Genomic DNA, 18,232 nt, shown 5'->3' on the forward strand with positions numbered 1-18,232 from the left:
TTTTTATTGTGCTGTTCCCTTGGTAAAACCATATTTCAAGTAATTGTCACGGAAGTGAATTAGCAAGGGCGGCCTAAATCCTTCCGTGTCTCGAATAATAATTATTTAGTGTGTTAGCGTTTCCAATCATAAGCTCACTCACTTTGTTTTGGTGTGATTTTATGGTAGCCAGGTGGAATAGCTTACTCAACAGAAAAGACGTTTATATTCATTCTGTACGTTAGCGCAATAAAGGTAGCCAATCGTGCGGACTAACCCTTTAATTTTCCGTTTCGCCATATTTACAGCTTGGCTGCCATGAATACGTTTTCTTTTCGTTCGTAGACTATAAAGTCTGACCTCATGTTCTCAAATCAGAAAGAGGAGGAAAATGAATGATCCTTGGTTTCAGGAAGCTTAGGTTAGTTTTGCTTGCTTTGGTGCTGCTTGCGGGTGCATACGCCTATCCCGGTCAACCGGTTAAGGCCGCCGGCGGGGAAGGCTATTATCACACCTCCGGCAACCGGATTGTGGATGCTGCAGGCAACCCGGCCGTTTTTAACGGCCTCAATTGGTTTGGTTTCGAAACCTCAAATTATTCCCCGCACGGCTTATGGTCACGTTCAATGGATGATGTGCTGGACCAGATCAAGGCAAAGGGCTATAACCTGATCCGCTTGCCCTACTGTAACCAAATGTTTGATGCAGGCTCGGAGGCTAACAGTATTGATTATGCCAAGAACCAGGATCTGGCGGGTCTCAAGCCGATTCAAATTATGGATAAACTAATTGAAAAAGCCGGAGCCCGCGGGATTCGGATTTTCCTCGACCGGCACCGGCCGGATTCAGGCGGACAATCGACACTGTGGTACACCGCAGCCTATCCTGAATCCCGGTGGATCAGTGATTGGGTGATGCTCGCCGGACGTTATGCGAATAATCCGGTCGTCATCGGAGCAGATCTCCATAATGAGCCGCATGGAACGGCAAGCTGGGGCACCGGTGATCTTAACACCGATTGGCGGCTTGCCAGCCAGCGGGCGGGAAATGCGATTCTGGCCGTGAACCCGAACTGGCTGATCATTGTGGAAGGCATTGAAAAAAATGTGCAAGGAAACTCGAGCGGTTACTGGTGGGGAGGCAATCTGACGGGGGTACGGAACTATCCGGTTCAGCTTTCGGTTCCGAATCGCGTGGTCTATTCCCCGCATGATTACGGTCCCGGCGTCGCCTCACAACCCTGGTTCAGTGCCGCCAACTTCCCGAACAATATGCCGGAGCTCTGGGATAATATGTGGGGCTACATCAGCAAGGAACAAATCGCGCCGGTTCTTGCAGGTGAATTTGGCGGCCGCAGTGTAGATACCCTATCCGTGGAAGGAAAATGGCAAAATGCGCTGGTGAAATATATTGGCCAGAACAATCTATATTGGACCTACTGGAGCCTTAACCCGAATAGCGGAGATACGGGCGGTCTGCTGCTGGATGATTGGACCTCCTGGAATGAACCAAAGCAGACGATGCTGGACGTTATTATGAAACCGGTAACTTTTACGCCGATTGGCGAACCTGGCGGGGAACCGGACCCCGGGAATGCTAAAGTGACTCCCCTCTACCGCGTTGGCGAGACAGGAACTGCTGTCAACGCGATCAGGGCCAGTCTGCAGCTCAAGAACGAATCCGGTGCTTCCATCCCCTTGAGTGAACTTACGGTCCGTTATTGGTATACCAGTGACGGAAGCGCAGCGCAGACCGTGGAATTGGATTACGCAGCTATGGGCAAAGATAAATTGCTGACGTCGGTTGTTACCATAGCCCAGCCGTCCGCCGGTGCCGACACTTATGCGGAAATCAGCTTCACTTCAAACGCAGGCGCTCTCGCCGCTTCCGGCACAACCGGTGACATTCAGTTCCGCATTCACAAAAATAACTGGGCGAACTACAATCAGGCCGATGATTATTCGTTTAAGCCATCCCTTACCAGCTATACAGCCAACGACCGGATTACAGTCTACCATAAGGGGAAGCTCATTTATGGGATAGAACCGTAAACGGTATGGCTTTATGCTCTCAACATCCACCACAACCCTGAAACTAGAGCGGCCTTCAGGAGCTTGGTGTGCTGAAGCACCCGGTAATCTGAGGATTCATTGTGGACGATTTCATACTCCAACGAAATTCGAGCAAAGCCGAGGAACTTCAAGTTAGGTTCAAGGATTACGCGACGGGCGGACTGTTTATGTGCTGTGTGCTGAGGCCGGCAAATAACTATCCGCCCTGATTTAAAGTCAACTTCAGCGCTGGATCTCCGCTTTACCAGATCGGGCTTTGAAATGGGTAAATTATGCATACCTGCCGGTATGAAATTTCTTTTCTATATCTTTAGCAAATTTCCCGCCTTCATCGGCTAAATGTTTTCTCATAAAGAATCCGCCAAAGCCGTTTATCCAAGCTGCAAAAGCCAGCAGCCGAGACGGAAAGTCCGCTCCAATCGTACAGCTAAATTCGCAAGAGCTGTTATCTATAGGCGTGACCGTCATTTCCCATGGAACTCCAACAATAGCTGGTATCCATCGCCATATGTAGGCTTCCGTCCTGTCAGAGTAGAAACGTAAATGCTCCTTTGAGTGCTCTTTTAATTGATAATGCTGAACAATCATCTCATTCCCCATATTTTCCACATTAACCATATAGAACTCCCCATTTTCAAAATGACTGCCCATTGCCCTGTGACCTTTTGAAAATGTTTCATATTCGGCTGGAGTCATCTCCGTCACCCATTTGTACAAATCCACATTTTTAGCTGCAATCTGCAGTTTAAATTTCTTGGTTATTCTCATCTTGAGCCTCCTTCTTTCCTGTAATTTTTCTTGTGAGTCCATCGTGCCAATTCATAATCATCCCATAATATTCTTTGCCAAACATCAAGGTCGCGTGCTCATATTCGCCCATCTCATGCACGTGTTTCTCTTCTATTAGTGCAAGCTTGTTATATTCACTGGCGACAGTGGTCTGAAAGCTGGCGATCAATTGAACAACCTCAAGATCATCAAGATATCTATAGAAAAAAAGCTTACTCAAAAACTCATAATTAAAAGGGGAAAAAGCACATGGTGTTTTCAGCCATTCTATAAATTCACTCTTCCCTTTTTCCGTGATACCATATGATTTTTTGAATCTGCCATCCTCTACCACTTCTTCATACTTGATCAGCTCCCCCTTTTCCATTTTTTTTAGCATAGGATATATGCTTCCGAAGCTGGCATCAATAAAGTTGGAAGTACTTAACGTCATCTTCTGCTTGATTTCATACCCCGTCATATCCTTTTCGCAGAGGAAGCCAAGGATTACATAAATCAACATACAATCTATCCCTTCTTTGCTGATATAGTGAATGATCCTTCTGAAATCAAAGGGAGATTATCTCCGTTTAAATATAGCTAAGTTATATATATTTATTCGAGATATATCGTTTCGATATATTGAATATATGGGTTGACGATCAATTTGTCAATAGCGTTTGTAAGACCATACTCCTATGCAGCAAAAAAAATCCAAAAGGATGTTATCCCTTTAGATTTCTCAAAGTTACTGCAATTTTCAAAATCTCTATCCCTTCTCGATCTTGAGATCGATTTGCTTGATGACGTCGTCAGCCTCCGAGCCGAGAATATTGATGAGGGTGATTTCATTATTTTCTTAATAACTCAACTTAAGCCGCTTCAATTATGGTTTCTGGGCTTTGGCCAGTGCGCTCTCCACCGACTTGAGATAGGCCTTGGAAGTGAGGGTTGCGCCGCTCATCGTGTCCACCTGTAGTGACTGTGAAGTTATTACCCTGCCGTATAGTGTATTCGTGAATTCCAACGGCTGATTCTCTTTGTTCTGCAACAGCTCAATGGTTGTAACTTTTCCGGAGTAGACTGTTACCCGAACCGCATTCGCTCTCCATTTGTACATGCCACCTTCGTATTCCCCCACATAAGTGCCGTCTTGGAGATGCTGAAAATAACTCGAATCAAGAGAAAGATTCTTCGCTTTACGCTGCTCTTTGGACAGCATAATCCAGGAAACAGCGCCACCTATAATCAGCAGAACAACAATCCCCAGAAACACTTTAAAAAATATTTTTTTCATGCACGCGTGCTCCTCTCTTCTATGCTCATGCTAAGGGCGGTTAAACATTCGTGTCCCCAATAAGTCAAACAGGCGGCCGAATATTTTTTTGTGAGGCCCCAGAGATACGGGGTAATAATAGCCGGACTCGAACCAGCCTTTCTCCTCGTAATGTCTGTAATCGCGGTACTTGGGATTCAGCATGCTCTTTATGTTTGTTCGGGCGATACGAAATAACATCAGTCTGAACAATGAAGGAACAGGAATGGACGTACGCATGAGCTCCTTGTGAAATCTCGCTGCAGCCTTCTCCAGTTTACGGGAGTTACTAGCCTGCACAGCTTCGGGCGTTGGCTCTAATGTCTTCAAGACACAGCCCTTGGCGACTTGAAAGCCGTAGTGTTCTCCCATGCTATCCAGGTATTTCACAATTTTCTCTCCGCCGAGTATTCCTTGAGAGACAATTGACGTAAAGGTTTTGCCAAAAAACTGCGGTCTATGGAATACAAAAGCGAGACGGTCCAGCAAATTCTTCATGGGTGCAGATACTTGAAATGCATACACCGGGGTCGCAAAAATAATGCCATCGGAAGCCTGCATCTTCCCCAGCAGCACATCACGGTCATCCTTTAAGGGGCAATATTCCTCACCCTTGTCAAAACAAGCCTTGCAGCCGAGACAATATTCCAGCCGGTAATCTTTCAAAAATACATACTCAAATTCAATTTCAGCATGTTTTCTTAGATAACCCTCGAATTCGAGTACCCCCTTGTATGTTGCTTGCTTTCGTGGTGTGCCGAGAAATACCGTGACTTTTTTCATCGAAGTCCTCCTATGAATGACTTTTTACTGATATTATCTGCAATGAATGAATATATTTTAATTCATTCATATTGTAGCACAGATAAATATTTCTGTCAGTCAATCAGAAGTGCAGATGTCTGAATTGACCATAGCCGCCAGGCGCTGTAATCGTTACCTTTAGGATAGGAAAGATAATAGGCAGAAAGGATGAAACGGATGTATGAGCATCATCAGCAAACTCTGGAAAATCTGGTACATAAGTTGGAAAAGGACCCTGCCTGCCTGGCTGTCATAACCAGCGGTTCGGTCGCTCAGGGACACGCAGGGGTTAACTCCGATGTGGATGTCCACCTGGTGGTAACCGATGAAGCGTACGAGGAACATTGCAGGAATAATACCCTGTCCTTTGTGGATCGCGAGGTCAGCACCTATGAAGGCGGCTACGCAGATGTGAAGGTCATCAACCTCCGTTTTCTGGAGCTTGCCGCCACACAGGGCAATGAGCCAGCACGGTATGCTTTTACCGGGTCAGAGGTGCTGTTCTCCAGAATCCCCGGTTTGGATGAACTGGTGGCCCGAATCCCGGTCTACCCCGAGGAGAACCGCGAACGGAATTTGCAGGATTTCACCGCCCAGATTTATTTGCATGCTTTTTATTTCGCCAAGGAAGCTGCGAAGAAGAATGACCCCTACCTGCTCGCTCATGCGGTGAGCAATCTGGTCTTGTTCAGCGGCCGGATTATTTTAGCGTACAATCGGGTATTATTCCCCAGCCACAAGGCTTTGCTTGATACGGTGGAGACTGTGGAGCACAAGCCGAAAAATTTCAGGAAGCTGGCCAGTGAGCTGCTGCAACATCCAAGTGCCGGCAAAAGTGTACGGTTCGCTACAATGATGCTCGTATTCTATAACCCGGGCCTTTCCTTTGATCAGGCATTAGGCATTTATGTAAAGAACAATGAGCGGAGCTGGATAGACCAGCCTCCTCCTTTACAGGATCGTTAATTTGCACAAAAACAGCCTGCATGAAGTACCCTTGGTTCCGGCACTGGATGCAGGCTGCTGCGTGTTCACCGATGGACCCGTTCATGTTCAGCCACAGACATAATTCTGGATTGGAGCTTTACCCGTTCCAGAGAAGGCTCAAGCTCCCCCGCCCGATGCCCATCCAGCATTTCTGCGAAAGCCTCAAGTTGGTTCACATAATAGTTCATTGGCGGAAACTCATGGAGCGTGCTGCGGTTCTCAGACAGGTCATGGCGGATTTTGATTTTGTAGAACCCTTTGATCGCCCTGAAAAAGTCTGGAACCGTCAGCACCGTCCGGTCAAAATACAACGTGTGCGAAGCGCGATACGGCAGTTCAAAGGAAGTAAGACACTCTGCCTCCAAACCGCTGCTGTAACGGAGCGCTGCCTGGAAGGTCCAATCACAGCCATCCGGTCCGGCAAACTCCGAGTGAGCGGAGACCTCCGTGTTCTGAAGACCGACAAGCGCTTGCAGGAACTGCAGCCAGTAGCAGCCCAGATCGGCAAAAGCTCCCCCGCCTTTAGGCTTGCTGCTGCGGTAATTCCCGGAATGCCGGTCTTTAGCAGGCACGGAGATGCGGGTCCTGATCTTGCGCAGTTGACCGTATTCCCCGGAGTCTACAATGGACTTCAAGATTTGCTGCCAGGGATGGTGCGCCACCATGAGCCCTTCAACGAGTCTAAGGGCTGGCGTGCGCTCCGCAGCAGCTTTCAAGCGATCTGCTTCTTCAGGAGTCAGAGCAATCGGCTTCTCGACCAGAACATGCTTACCGGCCTCCAGTGCCTTAATGGCCCACTCCGTATGCAGATCATTACTGAGGGCAATAACTATGGCATCCAGCTCCTCCATCGCCAGGAGCTCGTCAGGACTGCCTGCAATGCAGGGAATCTGGTAGGCTTCGGCCATCTTTACAGCTTTCGCTTGTGTCCGGTTGGCAATTGCGGACACAGTTATCGAATCAACATACCGGGCCGGTTCGAGCAGGGCGGGACCGGCAATATTTGAGGCACCGAGAAGGCCTAACCGATAGGTACGTTTACCGCTCCCGGTGTTCATATGTGTGTCAGAGCCGAATAGGTATTCAGGTACAGCACGTTGCATTTGGAGCAGGCCGGGGACAAGCCTTCATCCAGAATCCGCCGCAGTGAGTCGTAACGGTGTGAGTTCCAGATTTCCGTTAAGGACTGCTCGTTCACATTGCCGATGGACAGCTCTTCAAAAAACTTGCAGGCGCTCACTTTTCCATTCGGGGCAATATCCACTCTGGTGCTGAGCGCCAGGCATTTCGACGAGCTGCGCGAGGCTATTGGCTTACCGGCCACGAAATCCTCAATCTCATCAAAATCCAGTCCAGGCTGGTAACGGATACGGGTGTTATGCCACGTATGCGCATTGATCTGTTTCAGGTCCTCCGTCAGCCTGCTAACATTGTCAGGCTTGATATGATACTTGAAAGCATGCCAACTGCTGCGGTGGTTCGGCTCCAGCTTGGCAAGCCACTGAAAGTGATCATTATAGAACTGGTCCATCGCCAGGCTCGTCTCCGGGGAGATATACCAGGGGAAGCACAGCAGCACCAGATCGACTCCCTTTTGCTCGAAAAATTCTACCAGCTCATACAGCCTGCCGATCATATTGTCATTGATCATATTATGCACCGAAATTCTGCCCTTGAACTTTCCCTGCTCCCGCAAGATCAGCAGTCTGTCTACACTCTGAAGCACTTTCTGAAAAGAGCCCTTGCCGCGCAGCCAATCATGCTCCTGCTCAAACCCCTCGATCGGAATCAGCAGCTCCAGATTGTCCGAGATTGCACATAGCTCCTCTTCATATTTGTCAATCATGTAGGCATTGGTGCATATGGTTGTATCCCGGGGGTGCTTCTGCAAGAGCTCCAGAATTTGCTTGGCCTCCCGGTGAAACAACGGCTCCCCTCCCCATAAATACAATCGGGACTGTGCCTCGTCCGTCTCCTCCAGCAGTTCACGGATCATCTCCAGATCCATATCCAAATTCTGTTCGTCCTTGTCCATATCATGATGGTAGCCGTCTTCGTTCCATTGGTAGCAGTGCTTGCAGCGGAGGTTACAGCGGTTGGTCAGCTTCAATGACATAATTTCAGGCATGACTGTCTTGAATCCGGGATTCTGCTTCCGCTGTCTGTGCGGTACAACGACATTCTTGATCGTGCGTTTCAGCGCCTCGAACGATTGGGTATCCAGGGTTACTTTGCTGGTAGGCTGCATTAGTCTCTTCTCCCTTCCGCTGTATACAGACGTTCCGCATAGCTTGCAGCATAATCTGGATAACCTTCTCTGGCCGCGATAATGTTGCCCGACAACCGCCGCAGTTCTTCACTGTCAAAGCCGGTTTGCTGCCACTGCTCATAACGGATGCCGAAGCCGAGAGCTTCCCAGAGGTCGCTATTAATCTTCTCATGAGGGCCAAACGGCTCCAGCAGCACTAATGGGGTTCCCGAAGCCAGCGAATCAATCAATGCGCCTCCCCCGGGCTTGCTAATGACGGCTGCAGCCTGCCGGATAACACCGAACATTCCTTCGTGATAGTGACGGCAAGGCGGGAAGCTGTTGGTTGCACTTTGGCGCACTCTGGAAAAAGGGGGAAAGGTGTATTTCCCCTCTTCGTCACGGCGCCAAGTCCGCCACTCTGGATCATTCATATAGTAATGTCTCCCGGCGGTCTCATCACTGATCTCACCTACGCTGTAAGCGGCAATATCCAGTTGGTATCCCGCCGACTCCAGTTCATTGAACTTTTGGCGGAAGGTTCCGATCCCCCAGCCCCCGCCATGAACGACCAGCCGGCCATTTCTTGTGTGGGCAGGCAGCGGTTCCAGGGCTCCCGCAGAAATGCTGCACCGTACCTCCCGCTTCCCGCGGTCATACAGATTTACTTCATGGTAACCGTCGGCATAGCCGGGGTTCAGCTTGCGCAGATTTTTCCAGGAGGGAGAAAGATCAGCGTCGATATATAGCAGGTCTACGGAAATTGGTTGAGCAGCAGTCTCCCGGTACATATCCATAACATGAACCCAGTGCCCGGACAGCACAATGAAATGCCGTCTTCCCTCTGAACGCCAGCGGGCAAACATGGTTTCGACAGCGGTCATATCAAGGCTGTTTCTGATGTCTCCCGGTATTTTTTGTGAAGTCAGCGCCACCGCAAAACTCTCCCTATACGCCTTGCGGCTATCGTCCGTCTGCTTCTTTTTCCCGTCAGTCATAAGCGTTTCAAAAACCTCAGCCTCCGCCTGGATGCCGAGTGCCTTAAGCCTCAGCTCAATCAGTAATCCCGGGACATAGAAGCCAAGCCCAAAGCCAGAGCATAGAATTGTCACTGTATCCTTCATCTGCTGCTTCCTTTCATTATCGCAAAATGGTATAACCTGAATCTTGCAGCGCTTCGTCCAGCTTAAGTGACAGCCTGTTCTTATGGCCGCTGTCTGGATAGGCAAGTGCAGCATACAGCTTACCCTTGCGGGAACCTGCGGGACGAAGAGTTCCCGCCGATAAAGGAATGACCCCTTCTCCGCTCGCCGGGGTGAACAGAACGCCTTCCTGCTCCAGCCGCTGCAGAAGATCTCCGTAAAGCGCATCGCCTTTGGAGATTAGCGGGATTTGTATAAGACAGGTCTGCATCCTTTCTTGGTGAATAAGGCGGTCTACTTGATGCTTGATCAGACTCATTGACTTTCTGGCGTTGATTTCTACCAAAGGCGCGAGGGTTCCATCACGAAGCAGCATTGAATCCACGCAGACATCGCCATGATAGCCATCTGCATATAGTTCCTTGCCGATATTGTGCATGAGTTCCCAATAGCTCTCGCGCTCCAGCTTCTCAAGCAGCATCGGACCCGGAGAATGGGATTCACCAAAAGCGAAGCCATTGTTCACTAGCTGCTGCACAGACAGAATCGAAATCTCACCTTCCGGATCAATATTGAACTGACAGGAGAAATCCGTTTCGCGGTCTAGATACGGCTCCAGTACAAATCGTATTGTTCTATCCTTGTTCCTGCCGGATTCAAGGTATCCGGCGAGTCTCCGCAAGGTGCGTTCATTATCCACAAGCTGGTTTCCTTTACCCGATACGCCGTACTCATCCTTGATCAGGAATGATCCCCGCTCCAATAGCTGCTGCCCGGTCTGCAGCATTTCGGTAACGCCGGAAACCGCAATGCCCACGTTAGGCAGTGATAATCTGTCGCGCATCGTAATCGAATAGGTTTTGGTATTCACCTTCCGAACCGTCTGTTCATCAGGAAGATGGGTTGACATCCGGTGTCGACGGGCGGCATGCTGTGTCCCGGGAAGTACGGCAAAGGGCTCAAGCACCGCTCCTTCAGGAATCAGCGACCCTGCAGTCCCTTCCGGCTCCAGCCTGCCAAGCAGTTCAAACACATTCAGCCCGTCCAGCGTTCCTGAAGTCTCACTCTCTCCTGTCAGCGGACACAAATTAGTGCTAAACGAGTGTCCAAGAGAACGCAAATAATCAAGCTGCGCCTTATCCATTCCCCCGCGCGTCAGCAGAATATCATCACTGCCGCAGAAAACAAACAGCATCTCATCCATAGCCTGAACAATGGATACAGCGCCGGCATCGGGTATTGAAGGCAATACGGCCAAATCCTTCTCCCGCCAATACCGCTCCGATTCAAAGCTGCCGCAATGCACTATGGTCTTCATTGTACGGCAAGTCCGGCCACATACTCGGTGAACCGGCCAACCGATTTCAAATGCTCCAGATCAAAGGTGTCGAAATCAACCTCAATATCAAACTCATCTTCGATTCTCAGAATAAAATTAATGATTTGCAGTGAATCCAGTGCGGCATCCATTGTCAGATCGGAAGCTCCGTTAAGCGTCTGCAGCAGCCGGGGCTCCTCCTTGATTTCGGCGATGATTTCAATTATTTTTTGCTGCATATGCGTTCCCCTTTCTGCAAGTGTTAGGAAAGAATGATATGAATATATCAAAATATAACATGGCAATATATGGTTGAATGCGCCAAAATATTCAGTTATACTAGGGAGGTTTCAAGCATATGTCATATTTTTTCTTAATAAGGAAGTAGGAAACGGAGGTTTATCTATGGAATTTTATCCGGTTGTTACTGGAGAATATCTATTTGATACCCATTCACCGGTTCAATTGCTCCTGACTGAGGAAACACTCACATCGGTACGTCATCAGCATGATTTTATGGAAATTGCCTATGTCTATCAGGGGGAGGGGATACATCTTGTTGCCGAGAATAAAATACAGGTTGCAAAGGGCGATTTGTTTGTGATTCCACCCGGAGTGTCCCATGTATTCCATCCGCAGGATTTAACAGGCTCCGAACCGCTGCGTATTCTGAACTGTATGCTCAGACCCGAAGTGTTTGAGGTCCCAGAGGAATTGTCTGAACAGTTCTCCGAAGCTGATCTTGTCAGATTAACTCGTTTCCGGGAGCAGAAATGCTGGTTCGGGTACAGGGAGCAAAAGATGGAATTGGCAGGTTTGTTCGGCCGCTTACAAGAATTGAGTAATGACAGTTCTTCCATGAACAAGCTAAGAATGTATCCATTAGTGTTTGAACTTCTCGGCCTCATCGGTCCGTCCGCCTGTATTCCGTTCACAGATGCTCCGCGGAAAAACAATGATCCGCTGCATGATGTGATCCTGTTCATGATTACTAATTTTCGGCAGAGAATCTCGCTGAAGGAGATTAGCCGCTATATTTCTATGAGCTCCCGGCAATTTCAGAGATTATTCAAGCTTAAGACCGGCAAATCCTTTATCCAGATGCTTCAGGAAATCCGTATGAAGTACACCTGCATTCTGCTCATCTTCTCGGACCTTGGGATTCAGAAGATTGCCTTGGAGGTCGGGATCGGGGATATGAAATATTTCTACCGCTTGTTCCGCGAATACAGTGGAATGACTCCAGCCAGCTACCGGAATTGGCTGCATAGCCATTTTTCATCAGTGAAGGAGATGATGAGCTATGCTGAACATACTGCCCGCTAAAAGCACCCCCTACCCTACGATTCGCAGTTGTATAGATGACAGTATCCAATCAGTAGCCGAGGGGCTCAGCAAAGGCAACAAGTGCATGTACGGCAATGCCTGGCAGCTTACGTATGCAGATCAGCAGTCTCCAGATCAACAACTGATTGAGCGGGTGCATATTCCACATATCAGCCGGGAATACCTCGCTGAGTATCATGGAATCCAGTTCAGCTATATCGCACGGGATGATTCTTTCATGGATAACCATTTCATGCTCGATATGCTTGTAAGCCAAATAGCTTCGGGTATGCCCGTGTTGGTTGGGTTTGATTCCTACAATTGCCCCTGGTGCAACGCCTACCGCAAGCTTCATACCAGCCATGCTTGTCTTGCCATCGGGCTTGACCGTTCGCACCGCAGGGTTGAATTATTAGATGCATATTATGGAAGACCTCATGAATGGGTAGATTTTGACGAGTTAGAGCGGTCCTGTCATTTCTACGCGATATTTACAGAGTGTGAGGAGACGCGCTCCCCTGCCGATTGGCACAGCGTACTTAAGCACACCCTGCTCAATCCGGCAAATGAATTGCAGCCTGCCGATGTGGCGGGTCATCTCAGAGTCTATGCCGACACCTATCTGGAAGCGGGAATTTCGGCAGAATCGCCCGCAGAATACAGCTCTTATTTCCTGATGGCAGCAAATAGCATCCCTATCAGCCGGGTGAGATACAGCCTCTTCTTAAATTACATTTCTGGAGATTCCAATCCGGCAGCTCTCAAGCAGATCGCGGACAGCTATCAATATGCCGGGGAACAGTGGCATGCGGTCAATCAATTCATGATGAAGATCATGTGCTCAGGGAATAAGCTGGGGCAGCGAAGTAAAATCCACAAAAAAATGCATGAAATAATCAATTTAGAAGAGCAAGTGCTGCAAGAGCTTGTAAGTTTGGTTGTGTAAAACAGGCAAAAAAAGATACTCCCTCAGACGTCAAGCCTGGAGGAGTACCTTCTGTAAAAGCATGCTTATTTGCTGAACAACTGCTTGGCATCATCAAGCGCCATGCTTTGGCCTATCGAGGAGTAATCAAGCCATTTCTGACCATCCAGAAGATAGACGTGATTGTTTTTGACAGCCTTCAGATTTTGCCATACCGGATTTTTCTCCAGCTCTTCGAAGCTCCCCTTCGCTTCCTTGCCCTTGCTGATGATGACGAAGATGGCATCGGCATTGAAGTCAGGCAAGACCTCCTTGGAAATCACCTGATACGGCTCATCCGCCGGGATCTTCTCTACCCCATCCGCCATCTTGAGCTTCAGATCCTTGAACATAATCGGTCCCAGCGGTCTCTTGGTTCCCATCACGCGCAGCTCCTTCGCAGTCATGCGAATAGCCATCACTTTGGCATCTGCACCAAGCTTGGCTGTGATCAGGCTGCTCATTTGTTCAGCCTTGGCTTCATAATCCTGAATAAAAGCATCGGCTTCCTTCTCGCGCCCTACATTTGCGGCAATCCGCTTCAGATGATCTCTCCAGGTTCCGCTATTCATGTCAATGTAGATGGTCGGGGCGATTTTTTGGAATTTGACCAGGTCCTCTCCCGAATATTCTTCATCAATATAGATGACATCCGGCTTAAGCCCGAGTACTATCATGCACAATTTGATGAGCGGTTAAGGACGGATCATATTGAAAGACTGCCGACCAGACCGTCCGCAGTGTCAATTCCTTGGCCCCGTATGAAATGGACAGAAAAATGGTCAGGAATAATCCCGCTGCTGCAGCGATAAACCATAAGCATGTGCTGATTCTCCGAGTTAGTTTCATATGTTTTCGCTTGGACAGCCTCCCTCAGCGGCTTGTTGTCTAATTAAATATTCCACCAATCGTCTGTGTGTCTGCCCGTGGTTATTTGTAGCGGTTATTCATATTCTGTTATATCTGTTCCCTTCAAAAATCCGAATGAGAGGATCTGTCCGATGACTACAACGGAAAAGATAAAACCGAAAATAAAAAGCACACTGGTTAGCAAATGGTTAAAAACAAAGATTCTGCTGAAGCATCCGCGTTTGAGCCAGTTGATTCCCACAACAGTCATGTACTCACAGGAAAACCTCAATACGATGCTGAATAAGCATAAGATGGTCTATGTGAAGCCGGTTAACGGCTCCTGCGGCAATGGCGTTATCAAGGTTATTAAACACGGTGAGAACAAATATGCTTACCATTCCGGCACCATTCCCCGCAGTTTTTCAACATTCTCAGGCCTCTACACTGCGCTGGGTAATAAGAAACTAAACCGCCCGTACCTGATTCAACAAGGGATACATTTGCTGAAGTATCAGGAACGGATTTTTGATATCCGTATCATGATCCAGAAGAATGAGGTTAAGAAATGGGAGGTCAGCGGTTATATCGGGCGGCTTGCGCACCCGCAAAAGGTCGTAACCAACTTTCATAACAGCGGAAAACCCCTCCCCTTGGAAACGCTGCTCAGCCCCTATCTCAAGGGAGATAAGAAAAAAGAGTATATCCGTAAGCTGGTCAGCCTGGGTTATGAGGTGGCGGATGCTTTTCAGAAAAAACACCCGGGCTTTAAGGAGCTGGGCCTTGATATAGGAATAGATACGGAAATGAAACCTTGGATTATTGAGGTTAACACCTATCCCGATGCATACATCTTCAATCAACTGAAGGAAAAAACGATGTTCCGCAGAGTAATCAAGCTCAAGCGCGTTAACGGATTAATAAAGGCCGGCAAGAAGGATGCCAAGAAATAGACCGGCTTTGCTGCGCATATTTACAAAAAAAACAGGAAACTGCATTTTGGCGGTTTCCTGTTTCATTTATTAAATGCTCCATAATCCGTGATTGAGAGCTTAATATCAAAGGTAACGGGGGTATGGCTAAAGACATCGTCCCAATGGTCCTTATAATTTTTCCATACCTTGGGGTGTTCAATACGTAACCGGTCCCCAAATCCGGCAACATCCACTTTGTAGGTTGACTGCATCTTTTGCAGCAAGTGTTCAAGCATGCCGGTCAACCTTTTTTTGAAGAATTGCTCCCTCTCTTTGAACGCAGGTACCTCTGTCGAACGCTGCTCCGGGTCCCAATTTTCAATTAAGCGTCCTTCCGATTCGATACTTACGTGAAATGAGACCTTGTTGTCTTCCGAAACTTTAGATGTTATTTTACTTTTTGCGGACTTGATTTCATAGGTTATCGTTTCATGGTGCTGATTGTACGTCTTGATCGTCCCGCCTTTGACCTCTCCATTGATCCAGGCAATACTGCTCAGGTCCTCTTGGCTTAATGAGCCGATCCACTTGCCGGTGTTTCCCTTGATTATTCCGCCCCCTGAAAACTCTAGTTCTCCGTTGGCTTCAACAATATTTTGCAGCACAAAGCTTTGCTTAGAATGCATCAGCGCATCGAGAGTGGAAAGCTTCACAGCCTTCATAATTTTGCTGGTGCGAAAACGGTTGCGAAGCATATCCCTGATATGGAAGGAAGGAATTTCATCCTTATCCTTCATAACAAAAGCATTGGCTGCCCGCCCCTCATTCAAGAAGACAAACAAGCTTGGGCGGATATCGTTGTCACGCAGCGCGAAATCCATCAATTGCTGTATCCTCTGCTGCTCCAGCAGTTGCGAAGAAATTACGATTACCTTCAGGTGATGGCCAATGATCGGGCGGTCCAGACGAATCGAGTATTGGCGGAAAATCTCAAGCAATGAGTCGCCTGTTTCCGAGACATTGGTATAACTGGGCGTCTTTTCGCTGTCGAATGACGTGGATGAACTGCCGCCTACCGATTTTTTGGGAACAATCTGAATTGTGGCGGTAATCTTGTTGTTCTTGAAATAGCTCCCTCCCTCATCCTCTAAGGCCTGCTCAGTTGAAGTAAGCTCCCCTTTGTCAAGAGCCAGTCCGGTGTAGAGACTGAGATCTTCTATTTCCTTACTGCTCCAGCAGCCGGATTGTGTAATCAGAAGCGCAGCAACGAGCAATACAAGGAGTGGTCGGCGTTTACACATCCTGCTTCAATCCCTTCTTTCGAATAATCATTACTACCGACAGCAATACAGGCACCAAAATAAACAAGATCACCCCCATAATTCCGATAGCATCCCCAAGGGCAAATACATCATTAATACGTTTGGGAATCATGGTTGAGATGAAGATCAGCGGCATCATTCCAAAGATTACAGGGACAAGCTTGAGCTTGAAGACCTGGGAAATCCCCAGGGACGCATTGAAGAAGAAGCTGCAAAAGTTGCAGAACATCTGCATCATCCAAATCACCAGCAGCGGAAACTCGAACCGTTCAAAAAAGTATCCGGAAATCTCAAAGCTGCGGACTAAATCTATGGTAGGCCACGTGCTCATCACTACAGCATCTATGGACAGCCCCCCCACAACCAGAATGACTGTCACCAAGTATAGGCCCATAGGTATGCCAATTCCAACGAACATAGCTCTGATCGCATGCTCCGGATGCTGCATGAAGGCTGTAATCGTCATCACCACTTCACAGCCCGTATAGACAAGAATCGTAGACTTCAACCCCTTAATTACCGGCATAAAGCCTTCGCTCAGCACTGGACGCAGATGGTTAAGGTCAAATACTCTAATGCTAAAGATGTAACATAGGAACAATATGAGAATACTAATCGGGAAAATAATTCCATAGACTCTGGCGATGGAATTGATTCCTCCAAACACCAGATACGCTCCCACCCAGATGAACGGAATGACGATGGCCCAGTCGGGTGTGCCCTCCAGCAGAAAAAATAACGTAATTTCAACTAATACGCGTATCTCAAAGCCGGCTATGATCATGAAGTAAATGATTAACAGCGTGCACAAAAATCCTCCCAAATATATTCCCACGATACGCTTGGAGTATTGATAGATGGTCTTGCCGGGGAATTGTTGACTCAATTTCACCATTACCCAAATCACCAGCAATACAACGGCTCCGCCCAGCAGTACGGACATCCATGAGTCCGGGGTCTTGGCGGATTCAGTAACACTTCTCGGCAAAGTCAGGATTCCCGCGCCCAGTACGGTATTCGTCAAGAATAACGCAGCCTGCTTTGATGTGATCTTATCATCGGAACGTACAAACATTTCTTATCCTCCTTCCTTTTGCTTTTCTCAAGGAGTGGTTGATGTTCACACATCCTGCTTCAATCCCTTCTTTCGAATCATGAGCACTGTCAACAGCAGTATAGGCATCAGAATAAATAAAAATCCCCCCATGATTCCGATAATGTCCCCAATGGCAAATAAATCATTAATACGTCTGGGGATCATTGCGAAGATAAATATCAAGGGCATCAGCCCAAAGATCACCGGGACAAGCTTGAGCTTGAACACCTGAGAGATCCCCAAGGAAGCATTGAAGAAGTAGCTGCTGAAAATACAATACATTTGCATCATCCAGATCACCAATAGCGGAAACTCGAAGCGTTCAAAAAAGTATCCGGAAATCTCAAAGCTGCGCACTAAATCAATTGTAGGCCAGGTGCTCGTGATCACAGAATCAATGGACAAGCCGCCAATAGCCATAACCACAGTCAGGGTGTATAAGGCCAGTGGTATCCCGATTCCCGTTAGCATGGCCTTTAACGCATGCTCCGGATGCTGCATGAAGGCTGTGATGATCATTACCACTTCGCAGCCCGTAAAGACGAGTATAGTGGACCTCAGCCCCCGGATTACCGGTATAAAGCCCTCACTCAGTACAGGACGCAGATGGTTAATGTCAAAAAATCTTACGCTAAGGACATAACATAGGATCAAAATTAAAAAGCTTATAGGGAAAATAATTTGATAGACTCTGGCGATGGGATTGATTCCTCCAAACACCAGATACGCTCCGAGCCAGATGAATGGAATGATGATTGCCCAAATAGGCGTCCCTTCGAGCAGGAAAAACACCGCAATTTCAGCTAATGCACGATTCTGGAATCCGGCACTGATCAGAAAATATATGATTAACAAAGAGGATAAAAATCCTCCAGGGTATGTGCCTACGATGCGCTTGGAGTATTGGTAGAAGGTCTTGCCAGGAAATTGCTGGCTCAATTTCACCATTACCACAATTGCCAGCATAACAATAATCCCACCAAGCACTACGGATATCCATGCATCCGGAGTCTTGACCGTTTCCACTACGTCTCTGGGCAAAGTCAGGATTCCTGCGCCAAGGATCGTGTTCGTCAAGAATAACGATGCCTGCCTCGTTGTGATTTTATCATCGGAACGTACAAACAT

At 47.9% G+C, this 18,232-nt stretch carries 18 protein-coding genes and 1 pseudogene; 5 read left to right on the forward strand and 14 right to left on the reverse strand.

Annotation, left to right across the window (positions count from 1 at the left end):
- Positions 1 to 374 precede the first annotated feature (374 nt).
- Positions 375 to 2,030: a cellulase family glycosylhydrolase gene (locus B212_RS0112115; RefSeq protein WP_019911053.1), complete on the forward strand. Its 1,656-nt coding sequence runs from the start codon at positions 375 to 377 to the stop codon at positions 2,028 to 2,030.
- Positions 2,031 to 2,321: 291 nt separating this feature from the next.
- Here B212_RS0112115 and B212_RS0112120 read toward each other — a convergent pair whose 3' ends face one another.
- From B212_RS0112120 to B212_RS0112135, 5 genes and pseudogenes are all read right to left on the reverse strand, one after another.
- Complete coding sequence (locus tag B212_RS0112120) at positions 2,322 to 2,819, reverse strand: hypothetical protein (protein WP_019911054.1); 498 nt, start codon at positions 2,817 to 2,819, stop codon at positions 2,322 to 2,324.
- Complete coding sequence (locus tag B212_RS0112125; RefSeq protein ID WP_019911055.1) at positions 2,797 to 3,342, reverse strand: PadR family transcriptional regulator; 546 nt, start codon at positions 3,340 to 3,342, stop codon at positions 2,797 to 2,799. Before B212_RS0112125 ends, B212_RS0112120 begins: the two co-directional genes overlap by 23 nt.
- 252 nt (positions 3,343 to 3,594) lie before the next feature.
- Positions 3,595 to 3,678: pseudogene (locus B212_RS35350) on the reverse strand (RNA polymerase subunit sigma-70); the annotation flags it as partial.
- 27 nt (positions 3,679 to 3,705) lie between these two features.
- The gene (locus B212_RS0112130; RefSeq protein ID WP_019911056.1) at positions 3,706 to 4,116 is read right to left on the reverse strand and encodes an FMN-binding protein; all 411 of its coding nucleotides are present in this window, start codon (positions 4,114 to 4,116) and stop codon (positions 3,706 to 3,708) included.
- 30 nt (positions 4,117 to 4,146) lie between these two features.
- Entirely contained in the window at positions 4,147 to 4,917 is a 771-nt protein-coding gene (locus B212_RS0112135; protein ID WP_019911057.1) for a flavodoxin family protein, read from the reverse strand.
- A 198-nt stretch (positions 4,918 to 5,115) separates the two neighbouring features.
- Here B212_RS0112135 and B212_RS0112140 point away from each other — a divergent pair, with 198 nt between their 5' ends.
- The gene (locus B212_RS0112140) at positions 5,116 to 5,904 is read left to right on the forward strand and encodes a hypothetical protein (protein WP_019911059.1); all 789 of its coding nucleotides are present in this window, start codon (positions 5,116 to 5,118) and stop codon (positions 5,902 to 5,904) included.
- Between the two features lie 65 nt (positions 5,905 to 5,969).
- Here the strand turns inward: B212_RS0112140 and B212_RS0112145 are convergent, their stop codons facing one another.
- The 5 genes from B212_RS0112145 to B212_RS0112165 are packed head-to-tail and all read right to left on the reverse strand — an operon-like array spanning position 5,970 to position 10,872.
- On the reverse strand, positions 5,970 to 6,983 hold the full coding sequence (locus tag B212_RS0112145) for a Gfo/Idh/MocA family protein (RefSeq protein WP_019911060.1): 1,014 nt from the start codon (positions 6,981 to 6,983) through the stop codon (positions 5,970 to 5,972).
- Positions 6,980 to 8,173 (reverse strand): radical SAM/SPASM domain-containing protein, encoded by a 1,194-nt coding sequence (locus B212_RS0112150; RefSeq protein ID WP_019911061.1) that lies wholly within the window; start codon positions 8,171 to 8,173, stop codon positions 6,980 to 6,982. Before B212_RS0112150 ends, B212_RS0112145 begins: the two co-directional genes overlap by 4 nt.
- Positions 8,173 to 9,297 (reverse strand): hypothetical protein, encoded by a 1,125-nt coding sequence (locus B212_RS0112155; RefSeq protein WP_019911062.1) that lies wholly within the window; start codon positions 9,295 to 9,297, stop codon positions 8,173 to 8,175. Before B212_RS0112155 ends, B212_RS0112150 begins: the two co-directional genes overlap by 1 nt.
- A gap of 16 nt (positions 9,298 to 9,313) precedes the next feature.
- Positions 9,314 to 10,633 (reverse strand): hypothetical protein, encoded by a 1,320-nt coding sequence (locus B212_RS31340; protein ID WP_019911063.1) that lies wholly within the window; start codon positions 10,631 to 10,633, stop codon positions 9,314 to 9,316.
- Positions 10,630 to 10,872, reverse strand: a complete 243-nt coding sequence (locus tag B212_RS0112165; protein WP_019911064.1) for an acyl carrier protein — start codon at positions 10,870 to 10,872, stop codon at positions 10,630 to 10,632. The genes B212_RS31340 and B212_RS0112165 overlap by 4 nt, the downstream gene beginning before the upstream one ends.
- Before the next feature lie 166 nt (positions 10,873 to 11,038).
- Between B212_RS0112165 and B212_RS33135 the strand changes: the two genes are divergently transcribed.
- Both B212_RS33135 and B212_RS0112175 read left to right on the forward strand, forming a co-directional pair.
- Positions 11,039 to 11,959 (forward strand): AraC family transcriptional regulator, encoded by a 921-nt coding sequence (locus B212_RS33135; RefSeq protein ID WP_019911065.1) that lies wholly within the window; start codon positions 11,039 to 11,041, stop codon positions 11,957 to 11,959.
- Positions 11,937 to 12,905, forward strand: a complete 969-nt coding sequence (locus B212_RS0112175; RefSeq protein WP_019911066.1) for a hypothetical protein — start codon at positions 11,937 to 11,939, stop codon at positions 12,903 to 12,905. The genes B212_RS33135 and B212_RS0112175 overlap by 23 nt, the downstream gene beginning before the upstream one ends.
- A 65-nt stretch (positions 12,906 to 12,970) precedes the next feature.
- On the opposite strand, the gene B212_RS31350 is transcribed toward B212_RS0112175, so the two are convergent.
- Complete coding sequence (locus B212_RS31350) at positions 12,971 to 13,600, reverse strand: ABC transporter substrate-binding protein (RefSeq protein WP_019911067.1); 630 nt, start codon at positions 13,598 to 13,600, stop codon at positions 12,971 to 12,973.
- A 324-nt stretch (positions 13,601 to 13,924) separates the two neighbouring features.
- On the opposite strand from B212_RS31350, the gene B212_RS0112185 reads away from it, so the two are divergent.
- Positions 13,925 to 14,725 carry a YheC/YheD family protein gene (locus B212_RS0112185; RefSeq protein ID WP_019911070.1) on the forward strand — a complete coding sequence of 267 codons (801 nt, stop codon included), beginning with the start codon at positions 13,925 to 13,927 and terminating at the stop codon, positions 14,723 to 14,725.
- Between the two features lie 62 nt (positions 14,726 to 14,787).
- Here B212_RS0112185 and B212_RS0112190 read toward each other — a convergent pair whose 3' ends face one another.
- Genes B212_RS0112190 through B212_RS0112200 form a run of 3 tightly spaced genes read right to left on the reverse strand, consistent with a single transcriptional unit; the run spans position 14,788 to position 18,232 of the window.
- The gene (locus B212_RS0112190) at positions 14,788 to 15,987 is read right to left on the reverse strand and encodes a Ger(x)C family spore germination protein (protein ID WP_019911071.1); all 1,200 of its coding nucleotides are present in this window, start codon (positions 15,985 to 15,987) and stop codon (positions 14,788 to 14,790) included.
- Complete coding sequence (locus B212_RS0112195) at positions 15,980 to 17,083, reverse strand: GerAB/ArcD/ProY family transporter (RefSeq protein WP_019911072.1); 1,104 nt, start codon at positions 17,081 to 17,083, stop codon at positions 15,980 to 15,982. The genes B212_RS0112190 and B212_RS0112195 overlap by 8 nt, the downstream gene beginning before the upstream one ends.
- 45 nt (positions 17,084 to 17,128) lie before the next feature.
- Positions 17,129 to 18,232: a GerAB/ArcD/ProY family transporter gene (locus B212_RS0112200; protein WP_019911073.1), complete on the reverse strand. Its 1,104-nt coding sequence runs from the start codon at positions 18,230 to 18,232 to the stop codon at positions 17,129 to 17,131.

Source organism: Paenibacillus sp. HW567 (genome assembly GCF_000374185.1).
GTDB lineage: Bacteria > Bacillota > Bacilli > Paenibacillales > Paenibacillaceae > Paenibacillus_AQ.

What these genes read in the sequence shown, in the direction of transcription:
- B212_RS0112115 (WP_019911053.1), top strand. Translation starts at nt 375, where the DNA reads ATGATCCTTGGTTTCAGGAAGCTTAGGTTAGTTTTGCTTGCTTTGGTG.
- B212_RS0112120 (WP_019911054.1), bottom strand. Translation starts at nt 2,819, where the DNA reads ATGAGAATAACCAAGAAATTTAAACTGCAGATTGCAGCTAAAAATGTG.
- B212_RS0112125 (WP_019911055.1), bottom strand. Translation starts at nt 3,342, where the DNA reads ATGTTGATTTATGTAATCCTTGGCTTCCTCTGCGAAAAGGATATGACG.
- B212_RS0112130 (WP_019911056.1), bottom strand. Translation starts at nt 4,116, where the DNA reads ATGAAAAAAATATTTTTTAAAGTGTTTCTGGGGATTGTTGTTCTGCTG.
- B212_RS0112135 (WP_019911057.1), bottom strand. Translation starts at nt 4,917, where the DNA reads ATGAAAAAAGTCACGGTATTTCTCGGCACACCACGAAAGCAAGCAACA.
- B212_RS0112140 (WP_019911059.1), top strand. Translation starts at nt 5,116, where the DNA reads ATGTATGAGCATCATCAGCAAACTCTGGAAAATCTGGTACATAAGTTG.
- B212_RS0112145 (WP_019911060.1), bottom strand. Translation starts at nt 6,983, where the DNA reads ATGAACACCGGGAGCGGTAAACGTACCTATCGGTTAGGCCTTCTCGGT.
- B212_RS0112150 (WP_019911061.1), bottom strand. Translation starts at nt 8,173, where the DNA reads ATGCAGCCTACCAGCAAAGTAACCCTGGATACCCAATCGTTCGAGGCG.
- B212_RS0112155 (WP_019911062.1), bottom strand. Translation starts at nt 9,297, where the DNA reads ATGAAGGATACAGTGACAATTCTATGCTCTGGCTTTGGGCTTGGCTTC.
- B212_RS31340 (WP_019911063.1), bottom strand. Translation starts at nt 10,633, where the DNA reads ATGAAGACCATAGTGCATTGCGGCAGCTTTGAATCGGAGCGGTATTGG.
- B212_RS0112165 (WP_019911064.1), bottom strand. Translation starts at nt 10,872, where the DNA reads ATGCAGCAAAAAATAATTGAAATCATCGCCGAAATCAAGGAGGAGCCC.
- B212_RS33135 (WP_019911065.1), top strand. Translation starts at nt 11,039, where the DNA reads ATGGAATTTTATCCGGTTGTTACTGGAGAATATCTATTTGATACCCAT.
- B212_RS0112175 (WP_019911066.1), top strand. Translation starts at nt 11,937, where the DNA reads ATGCTGAACATACTGCCCGCTAAAAGCACCCCCTACCCTACGATTCGC.
- B212_RS31350 (WP_019911067.1), bottom strand. Translation starts at nt 13,600, where the DNA reads ATGATAGTACTCGGGCTTAAGCCGGATGTCATCTATATTGATGAAGAA.
- B212_RS0112185 (WP_019911070.1), top strand. Translation starts at nt 13,925, where the DNA reads ATGACTACAACGGAAAAGATAAAACCGAAAATAAAAAGCACACTGGTT.
- B212_RS0112190 (WP_019911071.1), bottom strand. Translation starts at nt 15,987, where the DNA reads ATGTGTAAACGCCGACCACTCCTTGTATTGCTCGTTGCTGCGCTTCTG.
- B212_RS0112195 (WP_019911072.1), bottom strand. Translation starts at nt 17,083, where the DNA reads ATGTTTGTACGTTCCGATGATAAGATCACATCAAAGCAGGCTGCGTTA.
- B212_RS0112200 (WP_019911073.1), bottom strand. Translation starts at nt 18,232, where the DNA reads ATGTTTGTACGTTCCGATGATAAAATCACAACGAGGCAGGCATCGTTA.